Source organism: Microbispora sp. ATCC PTA-5024, from assembly GCF_000511135.2.
Lineage (GTDB): Bacteria > Actinomycetota > Actinomycetes > Streptosporangiales > Streptosporangiaceae > Microbispora > Microbispora corallina.
Genome location: NZ_KI866527.1, coordinates 289061 through 311361 on the forward strand (window position 1 = coordinate 289061; position 22301 = coordinate 311361).

Below are 22301 nucleotides of genomic sequence, written 5' to 3' on the forward strand. Positions count from 1 at the left end.
TGGGAGACAACGGTCACCCGTCCGGGCAGCCGCCCGCTTCCGGCGGGACGGCGTGCGCCGTCCGAGTCCCGTGCCGTGTGGCGCGCGTGAGCCGGCGACGGCCCGGACGTCTTGTATGGCCGGTCGTGAAATCTCCGAAATATCGGCACGCGGGCGCGCCATCGGTACGGCCCATTCCCGGTCGCGCCCTTTACGGAATTCCCGGCATACGCGGCGATGCCGGGAAATGCCGTACCCCGGAGACCGGTGCCCGGACATTCGCCGTCCCGGAGAACGCCGCGCGGGAGAACGCCGCGCGGGAGAACGCCGCGCGGGAGATCGCGCCTCGCCGGGGCGGAAAGACGGCGTCCCCGTGAGCGACGCCCGCATCCGCATGCGCTACCTGGACGACGTCCTGCGCCTGCTGTACCCGTCGCCCGGCGGGCGCAGCCCCCGGACCGTGCTGCCACACCGGCTCGCCCCGCGCCGGCTCGTGCCGCGCACCCGATGGCACGCCGCCCTCGGCCGTCCGGTCCTGGTGTCCGACGGCCCCGACACGATCGAGACGTACCTCAGCGGCGTGCTGGGCCGGCCCGTCACGACCGTCGTCCGGGTGCGCGCCGCCCTCCGGGACAACCGCAAGCCGGTGCTGGAGGCGTACGGCGACGCGACGCTGCTGGGCTTCGTGAAGATCGGGGACACCGAGCGCGCCCGCACCCTCGTCCGGCACGAGGCCGCGGTCCTGGAGATGCTCGCGGGCCTGCCGCTGAAGGTCGTGACGCCACCGGTCGTCCGGCACCACGGCGTGTGGCGAGGCCTGGACGTGCTGCTGCTGTCCCCGCTGCCCGTGACCTCCCGGCGGGTCCCGGCCGACCTGTTCGACGCCGCCGTACGGGAGATCGCGGCCATCGGCCCCCACGCGTCGATCGACCCCGCGGCGGAGGCGACGGCCCATCCACGCGGCTGCCACTGGCACGGCGACCTGTCGCCGTGGAACATCGCGCCCGCCCCCGACGGGCGCCTGCTGGTGTGGGACTGGGAGCGGTTCGGCTGCGGCGTGCCGCTCGGCTTCGACGCCCTGCACCACTTCTTCCACCGCGCCCTGCGGCGGATGCGGCCCCCGCAGGCCGCCAGGGCGTGCCTCGCCCAGTCAGGGAGGGTCCTCGAACCCTTCGCCCTGTCGACCGCCGAGGCCCGCCGCACCGCCGTCCACTACCTGGTCACGCTCGCCGACCGGCATTACCGGGACGGCCACGAGCCGCTCGGCCCTCCGTCCGAGTGGCTCAGCCCCCTCGTCGACCACCTCGAAACGCTCATCTGAGCGGCGGGCGCCCGACGGCGGCGGAGGCCAGGTGGGCCACCACGGCGAGGACGACGACCAGGGCGGCCAGCGTCCGGGTGAGGCCGGCCACCTGGGCGACCCAGCCGATGACCGCCGGGCCGAGCAGGATACCCGAGTAGGTCATTGTGGTGAACCGGGACATCACGAGGGCAGCCCCCGGACCCTCCGCACCCATGTGGCCCACGACGCCGACGATGACCGGCAGCGGGGTCGCGAGGCCGAGACCCATGAGGGCGAACCCGGCGACTGCGAGAGCGGGCCATGGGGCGGCGACCCCGAGCGCGAGGCCCGCGGCCGCGACCGCCGTCCCGGCCCGGACGAGGCGCGGGGCGGGGTGACGAGCGACCATCCGGTCCCCGACGAGGCGTCCGCATGTCTGGCAGGCCGTGAAGGCGATGTAGGCCAGGGAGGCCACGCCCAGCGTCGCGCCGAGCCGGTCGTGCAGAAACACCCCGCTCCAGGTGGCGACGGCCGCCTCACAGGTCAGCACCGCGGCGCCCATGCCGCCGAGCACGAGCAGGCGGCGCGTCCACCCGGCCCGCCACGCCCCCGCCCTCCGTGCGCTCCGCCCGCCGGGGACCGGGGCCGGCCGCTCTCGCCGCGAGGCCGTTCCGAGATCGGACGCGCTCCCCGTCCCGGCGGCCGGCCCCGCGTCCGCGCGCCCACTCCGGCGGTCGGCGGACGGCGGGAGGAGGCGCCGGCCCACGGCGAGCGCCATGAGCACCAAGGCTCCGGCCAGGCAGAGATAGTGCGCCCCGCGGGAGACGCCGGCCTGCGCCGCCGCGCCGCCGGCCAGCGAACCCGCCACGGCTCCGAGGCTCCAGGCCGCGTGACAGCCGTTCAGGATGGGACGGCCCAGCGCCCGCTCGACCGCCACCGCGTGGGCGTTCATCGTGACGTCGAGCACGCCGTGCACCACGCCCAGGACGACCATGGCCGCGAACAGGTGCGGCAGGTCCCCAGCGAGCCCCACCCCGGCCAGCGCCGTGGGGAGCGCCACCGCCGCCGCCCGGACGATCCACGCACTCCCCCACCGGGCGGCCAGACCACCGGTCAGCTGCATGGACGCCACGGCCGCCACACCGAACAGGGTCGTGGTGAGACCGAGGCCACCCTCGCTCAGCCCGATGTCGAGCTTGAGCGACGGCGTGCGCACGGCGAGGCTCGCGATGGCGAACCCGTTGCCCGCGAAGATCGCGACGACCGCCCAGCGGGCCCGGCGGGCCGCCGCCAGGACCCCCGTCCCGGCCGGCGCGCGGCGTTCGGGCAGGGCGACCCGCCCCGTAGAAGCCGGTTCGGCCATCCCCCGCACCTCCTCGTCGTACGGGCGTCCCTCGTGGACGCCCCACCTGGACGACGAAGGGGACCGGCGACATCGACAGCACAGGCTCGGCGGGGCTCAGTGGGCCGCGACGGCCAGTGGGGCCAGGACGGGCTCGGGCTCGGCCGGCGGAGCCGGTGGGCGGTACCGGAGGCGATAGCCGTACGAACGGAGCAACGGAAGGGTGAGCGCGGTCACCAGCCACCGCTGGTGGAACGGGAGGGCGACCGGACGCCGGTGCGCGGCGGGACGCGGCGGCGTGCCCGGGACGGTGTGGACGGCCCCGAGCCCCGCGCCGGTCCCGGGGTCGCCCAGATCGAGGCGCCGGGCCAGGCGCGTCAGCGTGCGTCCGGGGTCGGCGAGCAGGTCCTCGTACCGGACCCGGACGACCTGGACGCCCTTGCGCCGCAGCACCGCGAAGGCGAGGTTCTGCGCCAGCCAGTGGACGGCGGTCCTGGCCGGGGTCCAGCGGGCGGGGCCGGGCGACCGCACTTCTCGCGCCCGATGGGCGGCGGCCAGGGCGCGCGGGTCGCGCACCACATGCACGACCCGCAGGTCCATGATCGCGGCGAGGCAGTAGGCCAGGGAGACGCGGCGGCTGGAGTCGACGACGACGCGGGCGCCGGCCACCTCGGCCGCCGCCGCGTAGACGCGCGAGTAGGCCAGCACGTACTCGGACAGCTCCGCCTCGCGGGACACGAGCCCGAGCGCGAGGGCGGGGACGCGCCGGACGCGGTCGACCCGGGCCCGCAGCCGCGGCACCCAGCCCGCCTGGTCGAGCCGCCACTGCCCGAACGCCCGCGTGCCCACCCTGCTCCAGAACGGGCACGCCGAGAACGGCCGGCCGCATCCGCACGGCTCGTCGGCCCGCACCCCGCGGGTCCACAGGTGCGCGGTCCCGCCGAGCGCCGCCACCTCCGGCAGTTCGCCGAGCAGGCGCTCCAGCAGCACGGCGCCGCTGCGGCCCAGGCCACCCACGAAGATCACCGGCTGGTCGGCCATGAGGCCCTCCCCGTCCGAGTGCGAGACGTTCCGAGCACGAACGCGAGGAACCTATCGCCGCCGGTCGCGGGCACGCCGGTGATCTTCCAAGGCATTGCCGGGTGAGGACCGCCTCCGTCCCGCTGATCTACCCGGCCGTCGACGAGACGGCCGGGCAGGTCCCCGGGACGGGCGTCAGCGGGCGTCGACGATCATGCCGGCGCCGACCGTGCCGTTCGTGGCCTCGTCGATCAGGATGAAGCCGCCGGTCATGCGGTTCCTGGCGTAGTCGTCCACGAACAGCGGCTGGGTCGTACGCAGCGACACCCGGCCGATCTCGTTGAGCGTCAGCCCGGTCGCCGTCTCGTCGCGGTGCAGGGTGTTGACGTCGAGCCGGTAGTGCAGGTCGCGCACCAGGACCCGGGCCGTGCGCGTCGTGTGCTTGATCAGCAGCTTGGAGCGCGGCTGCAGCTTGAGGCCGTCGGCCATCCAGCACACCATCGCGTCGATCTCCTGGGCCACCTGCGGCTGGTTGTGCGGCCGGCAGATCAGGTCGCCGCGGGAGATGTCGATGTCGTCGCCCAGCCGGAGCGTGACCGACATGGGCGGGAACGCCTCCTCGACCGGCCCGTCGAAGGTGTCGATCCCGGTGATCGTGGTGGTGAGCCCCGACGGCAGGTGGAGGACCTCGTCGCCTGGCTTGAGCACGCCGCCCGCGACCTGCCCGGCGTACCCCCGGTAGTCGTGCAGCTCGGGGCTGGTCGCGCTGTGCGGGCGGATCACGTACTGCACCGGGAAGCGCACGTCGACCAGGTTGCGGTCGGACGCGATGTGCACGTGCTCCAGGTGGTGGAGCAGCGACGAGCCCTCGTACCAGGGCATGTTCTCCGACCGGGAGACCACGTTGTCGCCGTGCAGGGCCGAGATGGGGATGAACGTGAGGTCGGACGCGTTCAGCTTGGAGGCGAACGCGGTGAACTCCTCGCGGATCTCGTCGAACCGGGCCTCGGAGTAGTCGACCAGGTCCATCTTGTTGACCGCGAGGACGAGGTGCGGCACCCGCAGGAGCGTCGTCAGGAACGCGTGCCGGCGCGACTGCTCCAGCACGCCCTTGCGGGCGTCGATCAGGATGATGGCGAGGTCGGCGGTGGAGGCGCCGGTCACCATGTTCCGGGTGTACTGGATGTGCCCGGGGGTGTCGGCGATGATGAACTTCCGCTTGGGCGTCGCGAAGTAGCGGTACGCCACGTCGATCGTGATGCCCTGCTCGCGCTCGGCCCGCAGGCCGTCGGTCAGCAGCGACAGATCGGTGTACTCGGTGCCCCGGTCGCGCGAGGTCCGCTCGACCGCCTCGAGCTGGTCCTCGAAGATCGCCTTGGAGTCGAACAGCAGCCGCCCGATGAGGGTGGACTTGCCGTCGTCGACGCTTCCCGCCGTGGCGAAACGAAGGATGTCCATCAACGCCCCCGCCTCAGAAGTTGGCCTCGGACCTCACGCAGCCGGCCTTCCGTGCCGGACCGATCGTGGCAGGCGCGCGTCAGAAGCACCCCTTGAATCTGACGCAGCCGGTCTTCCGTGCCGGACCGATCGTGGTGGGCGCGCGTCAGACGCACCCCTTGAATCTGACGCAGCCGGTCTTCCGTGCCGGACTGGTCGCGGCAGGCGCGCATCAGAAGTACCCCTCTTTCTTGCGGTCCTCCATGGCGGCCTCGCTGGCCCGGTCGTCGGCGCGGGTCGCGCCGCGCTCGGTGATGCGGGTCACCGCGATCTCCTCGATGATCTCCTCGACGGTCGTGGCCGTGGAGGCGACCGCGCCCGTGCAGGTCATGTCGCCGACCGTGCGGTAGCGGACGACGCTCTCGTACGTGGGCTCGTCGTCGCCCCGCTGGACCACGTCGGAGTCGGCCAGCAGCATGCCGTCCCGCTCGAAGACCTTCCGGGTGTGCGCGAAGTAGATCGAGGGGATCTCGATGCCCTCCCGCCGGATGTAGTGCCACACGTCCAGCTCGGTCCAGTTGGACAGCGGGAAGACCCGGATGTGCTCACCCCTGCGGATGCGGGTGTTGTACAGGTTCCACAGCTCGGGACGCTGGTTCTTCGGGTCCCACTGGCCGAAGTCGTCGCGGAAGGAGAACACCCGCTCCTTCGCCCGGGCCTTCTCCTCGTCGCGGCGGGCGCCGCCGAACACCGCGTCGAACTCGTGCTCCTCGATCGCGTCCAGCAGGGTGGTGGTCTGCAGGCGGTTGCGGGAGGCACGCCGCCCGGTCTCCTCCACCACCCGGCCGGCGTCGATGGACGCCTGCACCGAGGCCACCACGAGCCGGACGTTCAGCTCGGCGACGCGGCGGTCCCGGAAGTCGATGACTTCGGGGAAGTTGTGGCCGGTGTCCACGTGCATGAGCGGGAACGGGATCGGCGCGGGCCAGAAGGCCTTCTCGGCGACCCGCAGCATGACGATGGAGTCCTTGCCGCCGGAGAAGAGCAGACAGGGGCGCTCGAACTCGGCCGCGACCTCACGCATGATGTGGATCGCCTCGGCTTCGAGCACGTCGAGCTGTGACGTGGTGTAGTCACGCTGAAGCATTGGGCTTCCTCTTAGGGAGACTGGCGGTGCAGGTCACGGATGCAGGCGAGCATCGTTGGCGCCAGATCCGGTAGGGAGACCAGGATATCCGGCAGCGAGGGGTCGGCCTGGTTGTAGGCCGGCGGCGAGCCGTCGATCCTGCTGACGTGGGCCCCGGCGGCGAGCGCCACGGCGACCGGCGCGGCCGAGTCCCACTCGTACTGGCCCCCCGCGTGCACGTACGCCTCGACCTGGCCGGTGAGCACGGCGGCGATCTTGGCTCCGGCGGATCCGATCGGGACGAGCTCCGCGCCCAGGCGGGCGGCCAGCTCGCGGACGAACTCGGGCGGCCGGGTGCGGCTGACCGCGATGCGGAAGGGCTCGCCGGCCGCGGGCGCCTTCGGCAGCACGGGAGGCTCGGCGGTGGTGAGCGTGCGCCCCTGGGCCGGGAGGGCCACGGCTCCCGCCGTGAGCGATCCGTCCTGCCACAGGGCGACGTGCACGGCCCAGTCGGACCGGCCGGGCTCGGAGTACTCCCGGGTGCCGTCGAGCGGGTCGACGATCCAGACCCGGGAGGCCGACAGGCGCCGGGGGTCCATCCGCTCCTCGCGGGTCGCCTCCTCCGACAGCACGCTGTCGCTGGGCCGCAGGCGCTCGAGCGCGTCCATGAGGAAGCGGTGCGACGACCGGTCGCCGGCGTCTTTGAGGGCCCGCTGGTCGTCGAAGCCGTGCCGCGCGCGGAGCTCCAGGAGCCGCTCCCCCGCCTCCGTCGCCAGATCACCGGCGAGGGAGTGGTCGTCCCGTATCGTCATCCTCGGTAAGCTCCCGTCCCGCGTGCCACCGCAGCCCATGTCTTCCACAGGATCTGCAGATCCAGCATGAGAGACCAGTTCTCGACATAACGCAGGTCCAACCGTACCGATTCCTCCCATGACAGGTCGGGTCGGCGGTCAAGCTGCCACAGGCCCGTCATCCCGGGCCGTACCACCAGCCGCCTGCGCACGTCGTCGCCGTACTGCTCGACCTCGGCCGGGAGCGGCGGGCGCGGCCCGACCAGGGACAGGTCGCCCCGCAGGACGTTGACCAGCTGGGGAAGCTCGTCGAGCGAGCGCCGCCGCAGCCGCGCGCCGAGCGGGGTGACCCGGGGGTCGCGCCGGATGGAGACGGGATCGCCGCGCCCGCCCGACAGCTCGACCCGGCGCCGGTCGGCCTCCCGCCACGTGGTCCGGAACCGGAGGAGCGTGAACTCCGCGCCGTCCCTGCCGACCCGCCGCCGCCGCTCCAGCGCGGGCCCGGGGCTGGTCGCCCGTACGGCGAGGGCGAGGGCGGCCAGCAGCGGCGCCAGCACGGCCAGCGCGAGCCCGGCGGCCACCCGGTCGACGGCGCCCTTCAGCAGCCGTCCTGCGCCGGTCAGCTCGGGGTGCTCGGCGCGGAGCAGCGAGAGCCCCGCCACCGGCCGCAGCGCGGTCCGCGGCCCGGCCGCGTCGAGCAGCGCAGGGGCCACCAGCAGACCGGCGCGCCCGCGCTCCAGCCGCCAGGCCAGCCGCCGCAGGGCGGGGCCGTCCAGCTCGGGGCAGGCGAGCGCGGCGACCGCGTCCGCCCCCGTCTGCTCCACCACGAGTGGCACGTCGGTGAGGTCGCCGAGCACCGGGACCCCGGCCACCCGGGCGGCGCGGACGACTCCGGGATCGGCGTCGCCGCCCGACGACAGGCAGGCCGCGACCAGACGCACGCCCTGGCCCGGATCGCGCCGTAACACCTCGCGCAACCGGGCCACCTGGGCCGGCCGGCCCACGGCCACCACGCGGCATCGCCAGCCGTCTCCGCGCGCCCACCGGCCGCGCAGCCGCCGTCTCAGGACGTGCCGTCCGGCGAGGGTCAGCGCGCCGGCGAGCGGGAGGGCGACGAGGACGTGGGCGCGGGCCGGGGCCGTCCCGGCCGCGTACGCCGTGAGGGCCACCGCGGCGCACAGCGCCCCCCAGCACCGCGCGATCCGCCGGAACTCCTCCGGCCCCGACCCGAAGAGCCCCGTCGCGTACGCCCCGCCGAGGGCCAGCCACGCCACCCACACCAGCGGCGGCGCGACGGTCCCGATCACCCGGGGGGCGGCGGACGCAGTACCCTCGCCGAGCCGCGCCACAACGGCGGCGGCTCCGGCGAGGAGGGCGCAGAGCATGTCGGACACGACGGCGTGGCGGCGGTACCGGACCGCCCAGTCGGGCGGGCCCGGCCGGGGGCGCGGCCGCGGGGCGCCGGACTCACCGGGGACGACCGCGGACAGCTCGCCGTCCAGCACGCACGCCTCCCCCGATGGCCGTTTACGTGACCGCGTGAACACGGACCGTCAGAGAATGCTAGCGGCCGCCCACCCGGGGCATCAGGGGGATTCATGAAAGCCGAAACGTACATTTCCGTCGACATCGAAGCCGACGGGCCGATCCCGGGGCCGTATTCGATGATCAGCTTGGGGATGACGGTGGCCGGGCGGATGTCGGGGCGGCGGTTCGAGCGCGTCGACCCCGAGTCGGCGACCTTCTACGCCGAGTTGCGGCCGATCAGCGACGCGTACGTGGCGGAGTCGCTCGCGGTGAGCGGCCTCGACCGCGACCTGCTGGTGCGCGAGGGGCGCGACCCGGCCGAGGCGATGGCGGCGGCCGCGGCCTGGGTGGCGGAGGTGTGCGGCGAGACGCTGCCGGTGCTGGCGGCGTTCCCCCTGGCGTACGACTGGATGTGGATCTACTGGTACTTCCTGCGCTTCACCGGGGAGTCCCCGTTCGGGCACTCCCGGTGCATCGACATCAAGACGCTGTACGCCGCGAAGGCCGCGGTGCCGGTGGCCTGGGCGACCAAGCGGCAGATGCCCCGGGAGGTGCGGTCGGCCCGCCTGCACACGCACAACGCGCTGGACGACGCCGTGGAGCAGGCCGAGCTGTTCCAGAACCTCATGCTCTGGCCCGGCGCCGGCCGCCTCAGCAGGGCCGTCCCCGCGGACGGGACGGCGGGGGTCAGCGGGGCGGCTTCGCCGGGTTGAGGTCGCCCGCGTGGAAGCGGTTCTGGGTGGCCTCCAGACCGGCAGTCATCATCGACTCGACCATGTCGGCGGCCCGGTCGACCAGGAAGGGCAGGTCCTTGCGCTCGGCCGTGGCGAAGTCGCGCAGCACGAACGCGGCGGGGTCCATCCGCCCGGGCGGCCGGCCGATGCCGAACCTGATGCGCGGGTAGTCCCGGGTCGCCAGCGACTTCGTGATCGACTTCAGCCCGTTGTGGCCGTTGTCCCCGCCGCCCACCTTGGCCCGCAGGGCGCCGTACGGGATGTCCAGCTCGTCGTGCACCACGACGACGTGGTCGGGGGCGACCTTGTAGAAGTCGGCCAGCGCCTTGACCGGGCCGCCCGAGAGGTTCATGTACGACAGCGGCTTGGCCAGGACGGCCGGGACCCCGGCCAGCCGGCCCTCGACGATCTCAGCCCTGGACTTGTGGGCCTTGAACCGCCCGCCGGCCCTCGCCGCGAGCTCGTCCACGACCATGAACCCGGCGTTGTGCCGGTTCCCGGCGTACTCCGGCCCGGGGTTGCCCAGGCCGACCACCAGCCAGCGCTCCGCCGCCGGCGACGACGCGTCGCGGGAAAACATCACCGTCTCCTCACATGGAGAAGCCCTCCACAGGATGTCCTGTGGAGGACTCTCTCACGAACGGGTCCTACTCGGCGGCCTCGGCGCCCTCGGCGGGAGCCGCCTCGGCGGCCGCACCCTCCTCGGGCAGCTCGGCCGTCGGGGCGGAGATCACCTGCAGCACCAGCGCCTCGGGGTCGCCCGACAGCGTCGTGCCCGACGGCAGCTTCAGGTCGCCCGCGTGGACGGCGAAGCCGGCGTCCTTGCCGTCGACGTCCACCTCGACGCCGGTCGGGATGTGGGTGGCCTCGGTCTCGACGCCGATCGTCACGAGCTGCTGCTCGACGATCGCGCTGCCGATCGGGTCGCCGACGACCGTGACCGGGATCTCGACCGTGACCTTCTCGCCACGCTTGACCAGCAGCAGGTCGACGTGCTCGAGGAAGCCCTTGATGGGGTCGCGCTGGACGCCCTTGGGCAGCGCGATCTCGTCGATGCCCTCGCCCTGCAGGCGGATGAGCACGTTCGGCGTGCGCAGCGCGAGCAGCAGGTCGTGGCCCGGCAGGGTCAGGTGCTTGGGCTCGGTGCCGTGGCCGTACAGGACGGCCGGGACCTTGTCGGCGCGGCGGATCTTGCGCGCGGCGCCCTTGCCGAACTGGTCGCGGGGCTCGGCGGCGATGCGTACTTCGGACACGGCACATCTCCTAGGGATGACTCGTCTGCGGATGGCGCGCTCCCCCTCACCCGCCCTAGCGGAAGGCGTTACGAGCGCAACTTGACTACCCTACCGTGCCCCGGGACCCGGCAGACCGGGACGGACCCGGAGCGCCGCGGCGGGACGCCCCGGGCCGGCCGTCAGCTGTCGCCCTCGAAGAGGCTGGTCACGGAGCCGTCGGTGAAGACCTCGGTGATGGCCCGCGCGATCAGCGGGGCGATCGACATCACCGTGAGGCTGTCGAACCTCTTCTCCTCCGGGATGGGGAGCGTGTTGGTCACCACGACCTCGGAGATGCGGGAGTTCTTCAGCCGGTCGACGGCCGGGTCGGAGAAGACCGCGTGCGTCGCCGCCACGATCACGTCGGTCGCGCCGTGCTCGTACAGGGCGTCCGCCGCCTTGCAGATCGAGCCGCCGGTGTCGATCATGTCGTCGATCAGGACGCAGGTCCGGCCGCTGACCTTGCCGACCACCTCGTGCACCTTCACCTGGTTGGCCACGTCGAGGTCGCGCCGCTTGTGGATGAACGCGACCGGCGTGCCGAGCGAGTCGGCCCACCGCTCGGCCAGCCGCACGCGGCCGGTGTCGGGGGAGACGATCGTCGTCGTCGCCGGGTCGAGCTTGCCGCGCAGGTAGTTGATCAGCACGGGCATCGCGAACAGGTGGTCCACCGGGCCGTCGAAGAAGCCCTGGATCTGGGAGGTGTGCAGGTCGATCGACATGAGCCGGTCGGCGCCCGCCTGCTTGAACATGTCCGCCATCAACCGGGCCGTTATCGGCTCGCGCCCCCGGCCCTTCTTGTCCTGCCGGGCGTACCCGAAGAACGGCATGATCACGGTGATCCGCTTGGCGGAGGCCCGCTTGAGGGCGTCCACCATGATGAGCTGCTCCATGATCCACTTGTTGATGGGGGCGGTGTGGCTCTGCATCACGAAGGCGTCGCAGCCGCGCACCGACTCCAGGTAGCGCACGTAGATCTCGCCGTTGGCGAAGTCGCGCAGCGCCGTCGGGGTGATCTCGACGGCCAGGTTGGCCGCCACCTCGTCGGCCAGCTCCGGGTGGGCGCGCCCGGAGAAGAACATGAGGTTCCGCTCGCCCGCCGTCTTCTTCCCGCTCATGACTCCCTCCCGCCCGGCCGCTCGTAGTCGCATCCGCGAATCACGCCGTGCCTGCCGGTCCGCTCGCCTCGCTCGCTCATGCCGCGCTCCTCGCGTGTCGGGCGTGTGGGGCCGTCGAGGCCGCTCCGTCCCGGGTCGCCTGGTCCCGGAGGAGGGACGGCACCCCGTGTCCCCTCGCTCGGTCCTTCTGGTCGCTCACGGTGTCCTCCTGGCCTGGCCCTCGGGCGCTACGCGGTCGGGGACCGCGCCTCGTTCTCGTTCTTCCTGTCTGCTCGCCCGGCCCGCCTCGCGGGCCGTTCGGGGATGGGGGGTGGGTGTCCTACTCGTCCGCGCCGGCGCGGTCACCCTCGTCCGCGCCGCCGGGACGTGGGGCGGCCGCCCGCTCGGCGGCCGCGGCGGAGGCGGTGCCCGGCCGGCGCCGGACGACCCACCCCTCGATGTTGCGCTGCTTGCCCCGGGCGACCGCCATCGCCCCGGGCGGCACGTCGGACGTGATCACCGATCCGGCGGCGGTGTACGCGCCGTCCCCGATCGTGATCGGCGCGACGAGCATGTTGTCGCTGCCCACGCGGACGTGGTCGCCCACGACCGTGTGGTGCTTGGCGACGCCGTCGTAGTTCACGAAGACGCAGGCGGCCCCGATGTTCGAGCCGGTCCCGATCGTCGCGTCCCCGACGTACGTGAGATGGGGCACCTTCGACCCCTCGCCGATGCGGGCGTTCTTCGTCTCGACGAAGGTCCCGATCTTGCCGGCGGCCCCGAGGACCGTGCCGGGGCGCAGGTAGGCGAACGGGCCGACGGAGGCGCGGGCGCCGATCTCGGCGCCGTCGCTCACCGTGTTGCGGACCACGGCCTCCTCGCCCACGACCGTGTCGGTGAGCGTGGCGCCCGGGCCGACCTCGGCCCCCTCGCCGATCCTGGTGGCGCCCCTGAGCTGGGTGCCCGGGTGGACGACCGCGTCGGGCTCCAGGACGACCCCGGCGTCGATCCACGTGCTGCCCGGGTCGACGATCGTGACCCCGGCGCGCATGTGCGCCTCGAGGATCCGCTGGTTGAGGACCCGGCGGGCGAAGGAGAGCTGGACCCGGTCGTTGACGCCCTCGACCTCGACGTGGTCGGCCGCGACGTGGGCCCCGACCCGGTGGCCGTCCTCGCGGAGGATGGCCAGGACGTCGGTGAGGTACTGCTCGCCCTGCGCGTTGGCCGCGCCGACCCGCTTGAGGGCCTCGGCCAGCAGGCCGCCGTCGAACGCGTAGACGCCCGAGTTCATCTCGGTGATCGCCCGCTGCTCGGGTGTGGCGTCCTTCTCCTCGACGATCTCCAGCACCGCGCCGCCGGCGTCGCGCACGATCCGGCCGTACCCGGTCGGGTCGGGCACGCGGGCGGTCAGGACCGTCACCGCGTTGCCGTCGCCGTCGTGGCGGGCCAGCAGCGCGGCCAGCGTCTCGGTGCGCAGCAGCGGCGTGTCGCCGTACGTCACGAGGACGGTGCCCTCGATCGGTCCGACGGCCTCCAGGACGGTGCGGACGGCGTGGCCGGTGCCGTTCTGCTTCTCCTGCACGACCGGGCGTGCGTCGGGCGCGGACGCCGCGAGGTGCGCCTCGACCCGGTCGCGCGCGTGGCCGACGACCACGATCAGCGACTCGGGGCCGAGGCCGCGCGCGGCTGCGAGCATGTGGTCCACGAGCGCGAGACCGCAGATCTCGTGGAGGACTTTGGGGGTCTTCGACTTCATCCGGGTGCCCTCGCCGGCGGCGAGGACGATCACGGCTGCCGGGCGCGGCACACTCACGGACTGAGGCTCCCTCGGCGTCGCGGCTGACACGGGTCGACGTTCGGTTTCCGTACGGCAACTACCTGGGCACCGCACGTCCACCCGCTCGACAAGGTGAGCTTACCCGGCGTACTCCCGGAGCCATCCAGCCCCCACCACCGGAGAGGGTGTGCTCCGAGCCCGTTCGACGCGCTCCCGGGGGAGGATTCGAACCTCCGTTGACAGAACCAAAATCTGTAGTCTTGCCCCTAGACGACCCGGGATGGACTTTTAGTGCCCATTGTCGGATTCCGGCGGGGCCGGATTCCGACCTCAGGATACAGATCCACCCCCCGTTCCGCTCATCCAATCAGGCCGGACACCGCATTCCCCGATCTTCCGGCCTGCCCGCGTTAGGACGGGGCCGGCACGGGCACGCCACAGGGGAACCGGACCGCATCTGGTTCGCTCGCATACCAGATCGCGAGCTCTCAGGGCAAGACGCGGACTCGCCACCAGATGCACCCGGGAGCGTCACCTTCCACACATTCGCTCTTAGGTATTCCTAACTTACGATGGCGTAGGTTACGGTTGCGTAGCCAGACAATCTCGCCACAACGTGAGGTAGCCCATGACCGTCCTGACCGAGCGGCCCTCGCCGCAGCCGAAGCCGGAGTTCGAGCCGGAGAACAAGTCAACGGCCGATCTGATCATCTTCGCGATCGTCGTCGGCACTCCGATCCTCGCGCTGGCCGTCGCCGTGCCGTTCGCCTGGGGATGGGGCCTGGGCTGGACGGACGTCGCGATCGCCCTCGCGTTCTACGTCGTCTCCGGCCTGGGTGTCACGGTCGGGTTCCACCGCTACTTCACCCACGGGTCGTTCAAGGCCAACCGCGCCCTGAAGATCGCCCTCGGCATCGCCGGCAGCCTCTCGCTGGAGATGTCGGTGCTCGACTGGGTGGCCGCCCACCGCAAGCACCACAAGTTCTCCGACAAGGAGGGCGACCCGCACTCCCCGTGGCGGTTCGGCCCCGGGTTCAGGTCGATGTGCAAGGGTCTGCTGTACGCCCACGTGGGCTGGCTCTTCGAGGTCGAGCGCGTCAACCGGTCCAAGTACGCCCCCGACCTGCTGAAGGACCCGGACATCATGAAGCTCCACCGGTGGTTCCCGCCGCTGGCGATCACCTCCCTGCTGCTCCCGGCGGCCCTGGGCGGCCTGATCACCTGGTCGTGGCAGGGCGCGGTGACCGCGTTCTTCTGGGGCACCATCATCCGGATCGGGCTGCTGCACCACGTCACCTGGTCGATCAACTCCATCTGCCACGTCTTCGGCGAGGAGGTGTTCGAGTCGCGCGACAAGTCCCGCAACGTGTGGTGGCTCGCCATCCCGTCGTTCGGCGAGTCCTGGCACAACCTGCACCACTCCGACCCCACCTGCGCCCGGCACGGCGCGCTCAAGGGCCAGATCGACCTGAGCGCGGGCATGATCCGCTGGTTCGAGAAGGCCGGCTGGGCGACCGACGTGCGCTGGCCCACCCCCGAGCGGCTGGCGGCGAAGCGACTTGGCTGACCCCGCAGCCACCCCCGTCGAGGGGGACGGCTGGGCCGCCGCGCATTCGCCGGCGGCCCTGACCGCGTCCCCGCCCGCCCCTCCCCCGCCGCGCGCCGCCCTCGCCGTGCCGGCTCCGGCGCGCATGAGCGCCGTCACCGGCGGCGCCGTCCCGAGCCAGGGCGGCGGCCCCCAACGCGTCATGATGGAACCCGTGAGCGAGTCCTCTCGATCCCGAAGACGCATGACCGGCGCGGAGCGCCGCGAGCAGCTGATCCAGATCGGCCGGACCCTTTTCGCGGAGAAGGGCTTCGACGGCACGTCGGTCGAGGAGATCGCGGCCAGCGCCAAGGTGTCCAAGCCCGTCGTGTACGAGCACTTCGGGGGCAAGGAGGGCATCTACGCCGTCGTGATCGACCGGGAGATGCAGCGCCTGCTGAGCCTCGTCACCCAGGCCCTGTCCGCGTCGCACGCCCTCGTGAAGCTGGAGCGGGCCGCGCTGGCCCTGCTGCAGTACATCGAGGAGAGCAGCGAGGGCTTCCGCATCCTCGTGCGCGACTCCCACGCCGCGTCGGGGACCGGCACGTTCGCCAGCCTCATCAGCGACATCGCGAGCCAGGTCGAGGACGTGCTGGCCGACGAGTTCAAGGAGCGGGGGTACGACCCCAAGCTGGCCCCCATGTACGCCCAGATGCTCGTCGGGATGACCGCGCTCACCGGGCAGTGGTGGCTCGACGTGCGCCGCCCGCGCCGGGAGGAGGTCGCCGCCCACCTGGTCAACCTGTCCTGGAACGGTCTCACCGGCCTCAACCCGAACCCCACGCTCACCGCCGCCACCCGCGGCCGCATCCTCGCCCCCACCTCCGACGTCCGTACGGCCCGCCCGACCGAGCGGGAGCTCAAGGAGCTCGAGAAGGCCCGCGAGCGCGAGCTGAAGGAGCAGGAGAAGCTGCGGCGCGAGCAGGAGAAGGCCAGGGAGCGCGAGCAGCGCGAGCAGGAGAAGGCCCGCGAGCGCGAGCTCAGGGAGCAGGAGAAACTGCGGCGCGAGCAGGAGAAGGCCAGGGAGCGCGAGCTCAGGGAGCAGGCCAAGCTGCGCGAACGCGAGGAGCGCGAACGGGACAGGCTCCGCGCCCAGGAGGCGCGGCTCGCCCGCACGGCCGACAGGCTGGGCCCTGACCAGCCCGAACCCGGCGCCGCCGGAGGCACCTGACGATTTCGTTGCGGCGAAATTAACGTTCCGTTCAACAACTTGGGGCATATTTCGTTATATGTCCGCCCAAAGCTCCCCATCTCCTGAACCGGAGGAGGTCACTCTCCTCGAGCAGGCCCCTCTTCCCCCGGACCGTTACCTCAACCGCGAGGAGAGCTGGCTCCACTTCAACGAGCGCGTCCTGGAACTGGCCGAGGACCCCGCGATCCCCCTGCTGGAGCGCGTGCGGTTCCTGGCCATCTTCGCGAGCAACCTCGACGAGTTCTTCCGGGTGCGCGTGGCGGGGCTCAAGAGGCGGATGGCGACGGGCCTGCTGCTGCGGACCACGGGCGGGCTCAAGCCGAGCGAGGCGCTGACGCGGATCGCGGCGGTCGCGGACGACCTCGCCGTGCGCCACTCGACCGTGTTCCACGACCACGTCCGCCCGCAGCTGGCCGAGGCCGGCATCGAGATCGTCCGCTGGGACGACCTCGCGCGCGACGAGCGCACCGCGCTGCGCAAGCTGTTCCGGGAGCGGATCCGGCCCGTGCTGACCCCGCTCGCGGTCGACCCGGCCCACCCCTTCCCGTACATCTCGGGCCTGTCGCTCAACCTCGCCGTCATGGTCCGCAACCCGGAGACGCGCCACACGGTCTTCGCCCGGGTGAAGGTGCCCTCCCAGCTGCCCCGGTTCGTCACCGCGTCGAAGGACCGGTTCGTCCCACTGGAGGACGTCATCGCCGCCCATCTGGGTGAGCTGTTCAAGGGCATGGAGGTCGTCCAGCACCACGTCTTCCGGGTCACCAGGAACGAGGACCTGGAGATCGACGAGGACGTCACCGAGAACCTCATGAAGGCGCTGGAGCGTGAGCTGCTGCGCCGGCGCTTCGGCCCTCCCGTACGGCTGGAGGTCGAGGACACCATCACCCCGCAGGTGCTCGACCTGCTCGTGGAGGAGCTGGGGGTGGCGGACAACGAGATCTACCGCCTGCCCGGCCCGCTCGACCTGACCGGGCTGCACGCCATCGCCGACCTCGACCGGCCCGAGCTCAGCTACCGGCCGTTCGTCCCGGCGGAGGCCGTCGGCGCGGAGGACGACCTGTTCGCGGTGCTGCGCGAGCGGGACATCCTCGTCCACCACCCGTACGACTCGTTCTCCACCAGCGTGCAGCGGTTCGTGGAGGAGGCGGCGGCCGACCCCGACGTGCTGGCGATCAAGCAGACGCTCTACCGGACGAGCGGCGACTCGCCCATCGTGGACGCGCTGATCGACGCGGCGGAGGCGGGCAAGCAGGTCGTGGTGGTCGTCGAGATCAAGGCCAGGTTCGACGAGCACGCCAACATCTCCTGGGCGCGCAAGCTGGAGACGGCCGGCTGCCACGTCGTCTACGGCGTGGTCGGGCTGAAGACGCACTGCAAGCTGGCGATGGTGGTCCGCCAGGAGGCTGGCGGCGAGCTGCGCCGCTACTGCCACATCGGCACCGGCAACTACAACCCCAAGACGGCCCGGCAGTACGAGGACTTCGGCCTGCTCACGGCCGACCCGCAGGTCGGCGAGGACGTCACCGACCTGTTCATCCACCTGACCGGCTACTCCCGCCAGTCGGAGTACCGCAGGCTGCTGGTCGCCCCCGAGTCGCTGCGGCCGGGCCTGCTCGCCCGGATCGAGCAGGAGATCGCCCACCGCAAGGCCGGGCGGCCCGCGCGGATCCGCATCAAGACGAACTCGATGGTCGACGAGCCGATCATCGACGCGCTCTACCGGGCGTCCCAGGCCGGTGTCCCGATCGACCTGTGGGTGCGCGGGATCTGCACGCTCCGTCCCGGCGTCCCCGGCCTGTCGGAGACGATCCGGGTGCGCAGCATCCTCGGCCGGTTCCTGGAGCACTCGCGGGTGTTCGAGTTCGGCGGGGGACGGCGGCCGGAGATCTGGATCGGCAGCGCCGACCTCATGCGCCGCAACCTCGACCGCCGGGTGGAGGCGCTGGTGAAGGTCGCCAGCCCGCAGCAGCGCAAGTATCTGTCCGACCTGCTCGACCTGGCCATGAGAGAGGGCACCACCGCGTGGACGCTGAACTCCGACGGCAAGTGGCTGCGCCACCGGGGCGACGTGGACCTGCAGCACCATCTGATCGCGAGCCGGCGGTGGCGCACGGTGGACGACCAGTCGTCGATGGACTGAGCGGGCGACCCGAGGAATGCCGATGAGCGACGACGGTGGGGCCGGGATGATCCGGGCCGCCGGGGCCGTGGTGTGGCGGGGCGACGAGAGCGCGCCCGAGGTGGCCCTCGTCCACCGCCCCAGGTACGACGACTGGAGCTTCCCCAAGGGCAAGCTCAAGCCGGGCGAGCACGTCATCGCCGCCGCCCTGCGGGAGGTGGCCGAGGAGACTGGCCTGGAGGTCGTGCTGGGCCGCGCGCTGCCGCCCGTCCACTACATGAAGGACGGCCGGATCAAGCGGGTCGACTACTGGGCCGCCCGCTTCTTTGGGGAGGCGCAGCCCGGCGGCGGCGCACTCGACGGGAACGACGAGGTGGACGAGCTGGTCTGGCTCCCCCTGCCGGAGGCCGGGCGGCGGCTGACCTACGAGTGGGACAGGGCCGTCCTGGGGGCGCTCACCGCCCTGCCGCTCGCCACCTCACCGCTGATCTTCGTACGGCACGGCCTGGCCGGGTCGCGGCAGGAGTGGACGGGCGACGACGACCGCCGCCCCCTCGACCCGGACGGGCGGGACCAGGCGCGGACGCTGGCGCGGATCCTGGGCGGCTACCACCCTGCCCTGCTCGTGAGCTCGCACAGCAGGCGCTGCGTGCAGACGCTCAAGCCGTACGCCGCCGAGAGCGGGCTGGAGATCCGCAAGGAGAAGACGCTGTCGGAGAGCGGCTACGACCCGGCCGAGGCCGACCGGCTGCTCCGCGAGCTGTTCGACTCCGGCGAGGCGGCCGTCGTGTGCAGCCACGGCAAGGTCCTGCCCGCGCTCATCCCGCCCGTGTACGGCGGACGCCTGGGCGACCCCACCCTGGCCAAGGGCGGCTTCGCCGTCCTGAACCGGGCCGCCGGCCGGGTCGTCACGTTCGAACGCCACGTGACCTGACCGGCCGGCACGACTCCGCCGCCTCCGCGCGGCGGGGTCGTCACGGCGCGGGGCCGGACCCGGCGCCGTCCGCGCGGCCGGGCGTCGTCACGGGGCCACGCGGGCCCAGACGCCGGGGAACTCGGCGTGGGCGCGGTCGGCCTCGCACCGCTCGATGCCGGCGAGGACGCCGTAGGTGAAGGTGTCCTCCCCGGCCCGCCGGGCGGCCGCGGCCTCCTCCAGCAGGATGCCCTGCGCGACGACACCGTCCTGGTGCCGCCCGAGGACCTCCTGGACCGTCTCGGCCCGCTTCGCGGCCTCGGACGCGCCGACGACCTCCGCCGTGTAGCGGGCCCGCTTGGCCGCCTTGCGCACCTCGTGCATCGCCGTCTCGCGCTCCGCGAGGTCCTCCACGCGCTGCGCCTCCTCGTAGAACCGCACGACGCGCGCCCACCCCTTGTCGGTGATCGTGCCGAGCGTCTTGGCGGCGTCCTTGGCCGCCAGCGGGGTCAGCGGCGGGTCGGCCACGAGCGCGTCGAGGGCGTCCAGCAGCGCGAAGTAACGCTCGCCGCTGAGCGCCTCCCGGATCCGGCCGTACGCCTCCTGCTCCCTGGCCAGGAGGTCCTCGCCGAGCCGCCGGCGCACCTCGCCGACGACGAGCGACGGGTCGAGCGCGTCGAGGCGGCGGGCGAAGCGGTCCCTGATCACCTCCAGGTCGCGCGCCTCCCCCAGCACCTCGCCCAGCCACTTGAGCTCGCCCTGCACCTCATCGGTGTCGGCGACGATCTTCTTGAACGCCTTGAGCGCGCTGCGGAGGCGGCGGGAGGCGACGCGGGCCTGGTGGACGGCGTCCTCCTCGGCCAGGCGCACCCGCGGGTCACGGGCGGTCAGCGCGTTCACCTGGTCGCGCAGGTAGGCGACCACGACCTCGCCTGCCGAGCCGGGCTCGGGCCGCGCCAGGGGCCGGACCGGGATGTCCCCGAGCAGGCGCGCGAGCTTGCTGCTCGCGCCCGCCGGCGTCGCACCGGCCTTGCGCAGCCGCTTGGCGACCCGCCTGAGCAGCTCCCGGTCGCCCTCCTTGAGCTCGGCCTCCACCTCCCTCCAGCGCCGCACCACGGGCTCCGTGCCGAACACCGTGCCCTTGACCCGGTCGTCGGCGATCTCCGCGAGGACCGCCTCCTCCGGGCCGAACAGCCGGACCAGGCCGCGGCGGGTCTCCAGCTGCGCCACCGGCCCCAGCGGCGCGCCGCGCGTGTAGGCGAGCACGAGCTGGGCGAGCTCGGGCGGCACGACCTTCGCGCTGCGGGTCAGCGGGTGGTGGATCTCCTGGCGGGCGCCCTTGGCCTTCGGCAGCTTCAGGTGCCATCCGGCGTCGTCCCCGCCGCGGCGCCTGCGCAAGGTGACGCCCCGGGCGGCGAGCCGCAGGTCGGGAGTGTCGAAGTAGGTGGCGACCAACTGGTGGCTGAGCGTGCGGGACACCGAGGCGCAGCCCCGGACGCCGCTCATGTCGGGCACCGCGAACTCGGCCGGCACGTCGAACTTGTCCTCGATTTCGATCGGCACGAGCACCCCAATCTGAACGGTTATGTACCTATTCATGGCCATAGTGCCACTCGAAGGTAAACAAATACCGCTCCCGATCGTCCCTTTTGTCCAGATTGAGGCGCGGGGTCAGCGGTGGGCCACGACGAAGATCCTCCGGAACGGGAACGGCGTGCCGTACGGCCGGCGGGGATAGGCCTCGCCGAGCACGCGGGCGCAGTCGGCGAGGAAGTCGTCGCGGCGTCCGGGGGGCAGGCGGTCGAGCAGCGGCCGCAGCGCCGTCCCCCGCACCCAGTTCAGCACCGCGTCCTCGCCCGGCAGCACGTGGACGTACGTGGTCTCCCAGGCGTCGACCGAGCAGCCGAGCCCGGCGAGCAGATCGAGGTACTCCTCCGGGTCCCCCACCGGGGCCTCCCTCGGCACGTCGCCCAGCTCCTCGCGCCAGGCCGTCCGGCACAGCTCCCGGACGGCGGCGTGGCTGGGGGCGTCGAAGTTCCCCGGCACCTGGAAGGCCAGCCAGCCTCTCTCGGCCAGCCCGGCAACCCAGCGGGCGAGCAGGTCCCGGTGCTCGGGCACCCACTGGAGAAGGGCGTTGGAGACGAGGACGTCGACCGTCGCCGCCGGCCGCCAGTCGCGCACGTCCGCCACCTCGAAGGTCGGGCCGGGCGGCGCCTTCGCGATCATCGCGGGCGAGGAGTCGAGGCCGTGCACGGTCGCGCCGGGCCAGCGGCGGCACAGCGCCGCGGTGAGCTCGCCGGTTCCGCAGCCGAGGTCGACGACGTACGCGGGGTCGCGGGCGTCGACCCTGGCGAGCAGCTCGAAGAAGGGGCGGGCGCGCTCCCCGGCGTACCGCTCGTAGACGTCCGGGTCCCAGATGTCGCGGGTCATCCACTGCCTCCGATTTATCTTGATGTCGAGATATCGATATCGCCCCGGATATCTCGATGTCAAGAGAGCTACACTCGGGCGCATGACCTTCTCACGGCCCGTCGAGGACGAGGTGGACCGGCTGGTCGCGGCCTGGCGGCAGGAGCGTCCCGACCTGGACGTGACGCCCCTCGAGGTGCTGAGCCGGGTGTCCCGCCTGAGCCGGCACCTGGAACGCGAGCGCCGCGCCGCCTTCGCCGACCACGGCGTCGAGTCGTGGGAGTTCGACGTGCTGACCGCGCTGCGCCGGGCCTGCGATCCGTACGAGCTGAGCCCGGGGGCGCTGCTGCGCGCCACGCTTGTCACGTCCGGGACGATGACGAACCGCATCGACCGTCTCGCCGCGTCAGGGCTGGTCACCCGCCGTCCCGATCCGGAGGACCGCCGCGGTGTCCTCGTACGGCTCACCCCGGCGGGGCTGCACCGGGTGGACGCCGCCTTCGCCGACCTGCTGCGGCGCGAGCGGGAGTTGCTCGGCGGCCTGGAACAGCATGAACAGCAGGCCCTGGCGGGCCTGCTGCGCACGCTTCTCGTTCCCTTTGACGCCTCCGACAGCGGAGTGCAGTAGCCCGTTCCCCGGGAGACCGGGTCCTAACGCGGCATTCTCGGACGTGACGGCGACGACCTCCGGTTTCGT

At 72.6% G+C, this 22301-nt stretch carries 19 protein-coding genes and 1 tRNA gene; 7 read left to right on the forward strand and 13 right to left on the reverse strand.

Features of this window, described 5'->3' with window-relative positions:
- Positions 1-352: 352 nt before the first annotated feature.
- The gene (locus tag MPTA5024_RS35810) at positions 353-1300 is read left to right on the forward strand and encodes a hypothetical protein (RefSeq protein WP_036332477.1); all 948 of its coding nucleotides are present in this window, start codon (positions 353-355) and stop codon (positions 1298-1300) included.
- Here MPTA5024_RS35810 and MPTA5024_RS35815 read toward each other — a convergent pair.
- The 6 genes from MPTA5024_RS35815 to MPTA5024_RS35840 all read right to left on the reverse strand — a co-directional run bounded on the left by MPTA5024_RS35815 (position 1293) and on the right by MPTA5024_RS35840 (position 8482).
- Positions 1293-2624, reverse strand: coding sequence for an MFS transporter (locus MPTA5024_RS35815; RefSeq protein WP_051459081.1), 1332 nt, complete (start codon positions 2622-2624; stop codon positions 1293-1295). The two genes, MPTA5024_RS35810 and MPTA5024_RS35815, sit on opposite strands and share 8 nt — an antisense overlap.
- Positions 2625-2720: 96 nt before the next feature.
- Positions 2721-3644, reverse strand: coding sequence for a sulfotransferase (locus MPTA5024_RS35820; protein WP_063794844.1), 924 nt, complete (start codon positions 3642-3644; stop codon positions 2721-2723).
- Positions 3645-3818: 174 nt separating this feature from the next.
- A complete protein-coding gene (cysN, locus tag MPTA5024_RS35825) occupies positions 3819-5081 on the reverse strand; it encodes a sulfate adenylyltransferase subunit CysN (protein WP_036332479.1) in 1263 nt (420 codons plus the stop codon).
- A 211-nt stretch (positions 5082-5292) separates the two neighbouring features.
- Positions 5293-6207 (reverse strand): sulfate adenylyltransferase subunit CysD, encoded by a 915-nt coding sequence (cysD, locus tag MPTA5024_RS35830; protein ID WP_036332480.1) that lies wholly within the window; start codon positions 6205-6207, stop codon positions 5293-5295.
- An 11-nt stretch (positions 6208-6218) separates the two neighbouring features.
- Positions 6219-6998 carry a 3'(2'),5'-bisphosphate nucleotidase CysQ gene (locus MPTA5024_RS35835; protein ID WP_036332481.1) on the reverse strand — a complete coding sequence of 260 codons (780 nt, stop codon included), beginning with the start codon at positions 6996-6998 and terminating at the stop codon, positions 6219-6221.
- Entirely contained in the window at positions 6995-8482 is a 1488-nt protein-coding gene (locus MPTA5024_RS35840; protein ID WP_051459082.1) for an exopolysaccharide biosynthesis polyprenyl glycosylphosphotransferase, read from the reverse strand. The genes MPTA5024_RS35835 and MPTA5024_RS35840 overlap by 4 nt, the downstream gene beginning before the upstream one ends.
- 93 nt (positions 8483-8575) lie before the next feature.
- Between MPTA5024_RS35840 and MPTA5024_RS35845 the strand changes: the two genes are divergently transcribed.
- Positions 8576-9217 (forward strand): exonuclease, encoded by a 642-nt coding sequence (locus tag MPTA5024_RS35845; RefSeq protein ID WP_051459083.1) that lies wholly within the window; start codon positions 8576-8578, stop codon positions 9215-9217.
- Here MPTA5024_RS35845 and pth read toward each other — a convergent pair.
- From pth to MPTA5024_RS35870, 5 genes are all read right to left on the reverse strand, one after another.
- Positions 9192-9818 carry an aminoacyl-tRNA hydrolase gene (gene pth, locus MPTA5024_RS35850; protein ID WP_051459084.1) on the reverse strand — a complete coding sequence of 209 codons (627 nt, stop codon included), beginning with the start codon at positions 9816-9818 and terminating at the stop codon, positions 9192-9194. The two genes, MPTA5024_RS35845 and pth, sit on opposite strands and share 26 nt — an antisense overlap.
- Positions 9819-9885: 67 nt before the next feature.
- The gene (locus MPTA5024_RS35855; RefSeq protein ID WP_036332482.1) at positions 9886-10491 is read right to left on the reverse strand and encodes a 50S ribosomal protein L25/general stress protein Ctc; all 606 of its coding nucleotides are present in this window, start codon (positions 10489-10491) and stop codon (positions 9886-9888) included.
- A 161-nt stretch (positions 10492-10652) separates the two neighbouring features.
- Entirely contained in the window at positions 10653-11630 is a 978-nt protein-coding gene (locus MPTA5024_RS35860; protein WP_036332483.1) for a ribose-phosphate diphosphokinase, read from the reverse strand.
- A gap of 319 nt (positions 11631-11949) precedes the next feature.
- Positions 11950-13422, reverse strand: coding sequence for a bifunctional UDP-N-acetylglucosamine diphosphorylase/glucosamine-1-phosphate N-acetyltransferase GlmU (glmU, locus tag MPTA5024_RS35865; protein WP_036332484.1), 1473 nt, complete (start codon positions 13420-13422; stop codon positions 11950-11952).
- Positions 13423-13596: 174 nt separating this feature from the next.
- Positions 13597-13667, reverse strand: a tRNA-Gln gene (locus tag MPTA5024_RS35870).
- A gap of 347 nt (positions 13668-14014) precedes the next feature.
- Between MPTA5024_RS35870 and MPTA5024_RS35875 the strand changes: the two genes are divergently transcribed.
- The 4 genes from MPTA5024_RS35875 to MPTA5024_RS35890 are packed head-to-tail and all read left to right on the forward strand — an operon-like array spanning position 14015 to position 19216.
- On the forward strand, positions 14015-14953 hold the full coding sequence (locus tag MPTA5024_RS35875; protein ID WP_036332485.1) for an acyl-CoA desaturase: 939 nt from the start codon (positions 14015-14017) through the stop codon (positions 14951-14953).
- Positions 14946-16142, forward strand: a complete 1197-nt coding sequence (locus tag MPTA5024_RS35880) for a TetR/AcrR family transcriptional regulator (protein WP_232326787.1) — start codon at positions 14946-14948, stop codon at positions 16140-16142. The genes MPTA5024_RS35875 and MPTA5024_RS35880 overlap by 8 nt, the downstream gene beginning before the upstream one ends.
- A 58-nt stretch (positions 16143-16200) precedes the next feature.
- Positions 16201-18303: an RNA degradosome polyphosphate kinase gene (locus tag MPTA5024_RS35885; protein ID WP_036332486.1), complete on the forward strand. Its 2103-nt coding sequence runs from the start codon at positions 16201-16203 to the stop codon at positions 18301-18303.
- 22 nt (positions 18304-18325) lie between these two features.
- Positions 18326-19216, forward strand: a complete 891-nt coding sequence (locus MPTA5024_RS35890; protein WP_036332488.1) for an NUDIX hydrolase — start codon at positions 18326-18328, stop codon at positions 19214-19216.
- Between the two features lie 87 nt (positions 19217-19303).
- On the opposite strand, the gene MPTA5024_RS35895 is transcribed toward MPTA5024_RS35890, so the two are convergent.
- Positions 19304-20758, reverse strand: coding sequence for a CYTH and CHAD domain-containing protein (locus MPTA5024_RS35895; RefSeq protein ID WP_036332925.1), 1455 nt, complete (start codon positions 20756-20758; stop codon positions 19304-19306).
- Positions 20759-20866: 108 nt separating this feature from the next.
- Entirely contained in the window at positions 20867-21625 is a 759-nt protein-coding gene (locus tag MPTA5024_RS35900) for a trans-aconitate 2-methyltransferase (protein ID WP_232326788.1), read from the reverse strand.
- 82 nt (positions 21626-21707) lie between these two features.
- On the opposite strand from MPTA5024_RS35900, the gene MPTA5024_RS35905 reads away from it, so the two are divergent.
- Positions 21708-22232 (forward strand): MarR family winged helix-turn-helix transcriptional regulator, encoded by a 525-nt coding sequence (locus tag MPTA5024_RS35905; RefSeq protein ID WP_036332489.1) that lies wholly within the window; start codon positions 21708-21710, stop codon positions 22230-22232.
- The last annotated feature ends 69 nt before the right edge of the window (positions 22233-22301 follow it).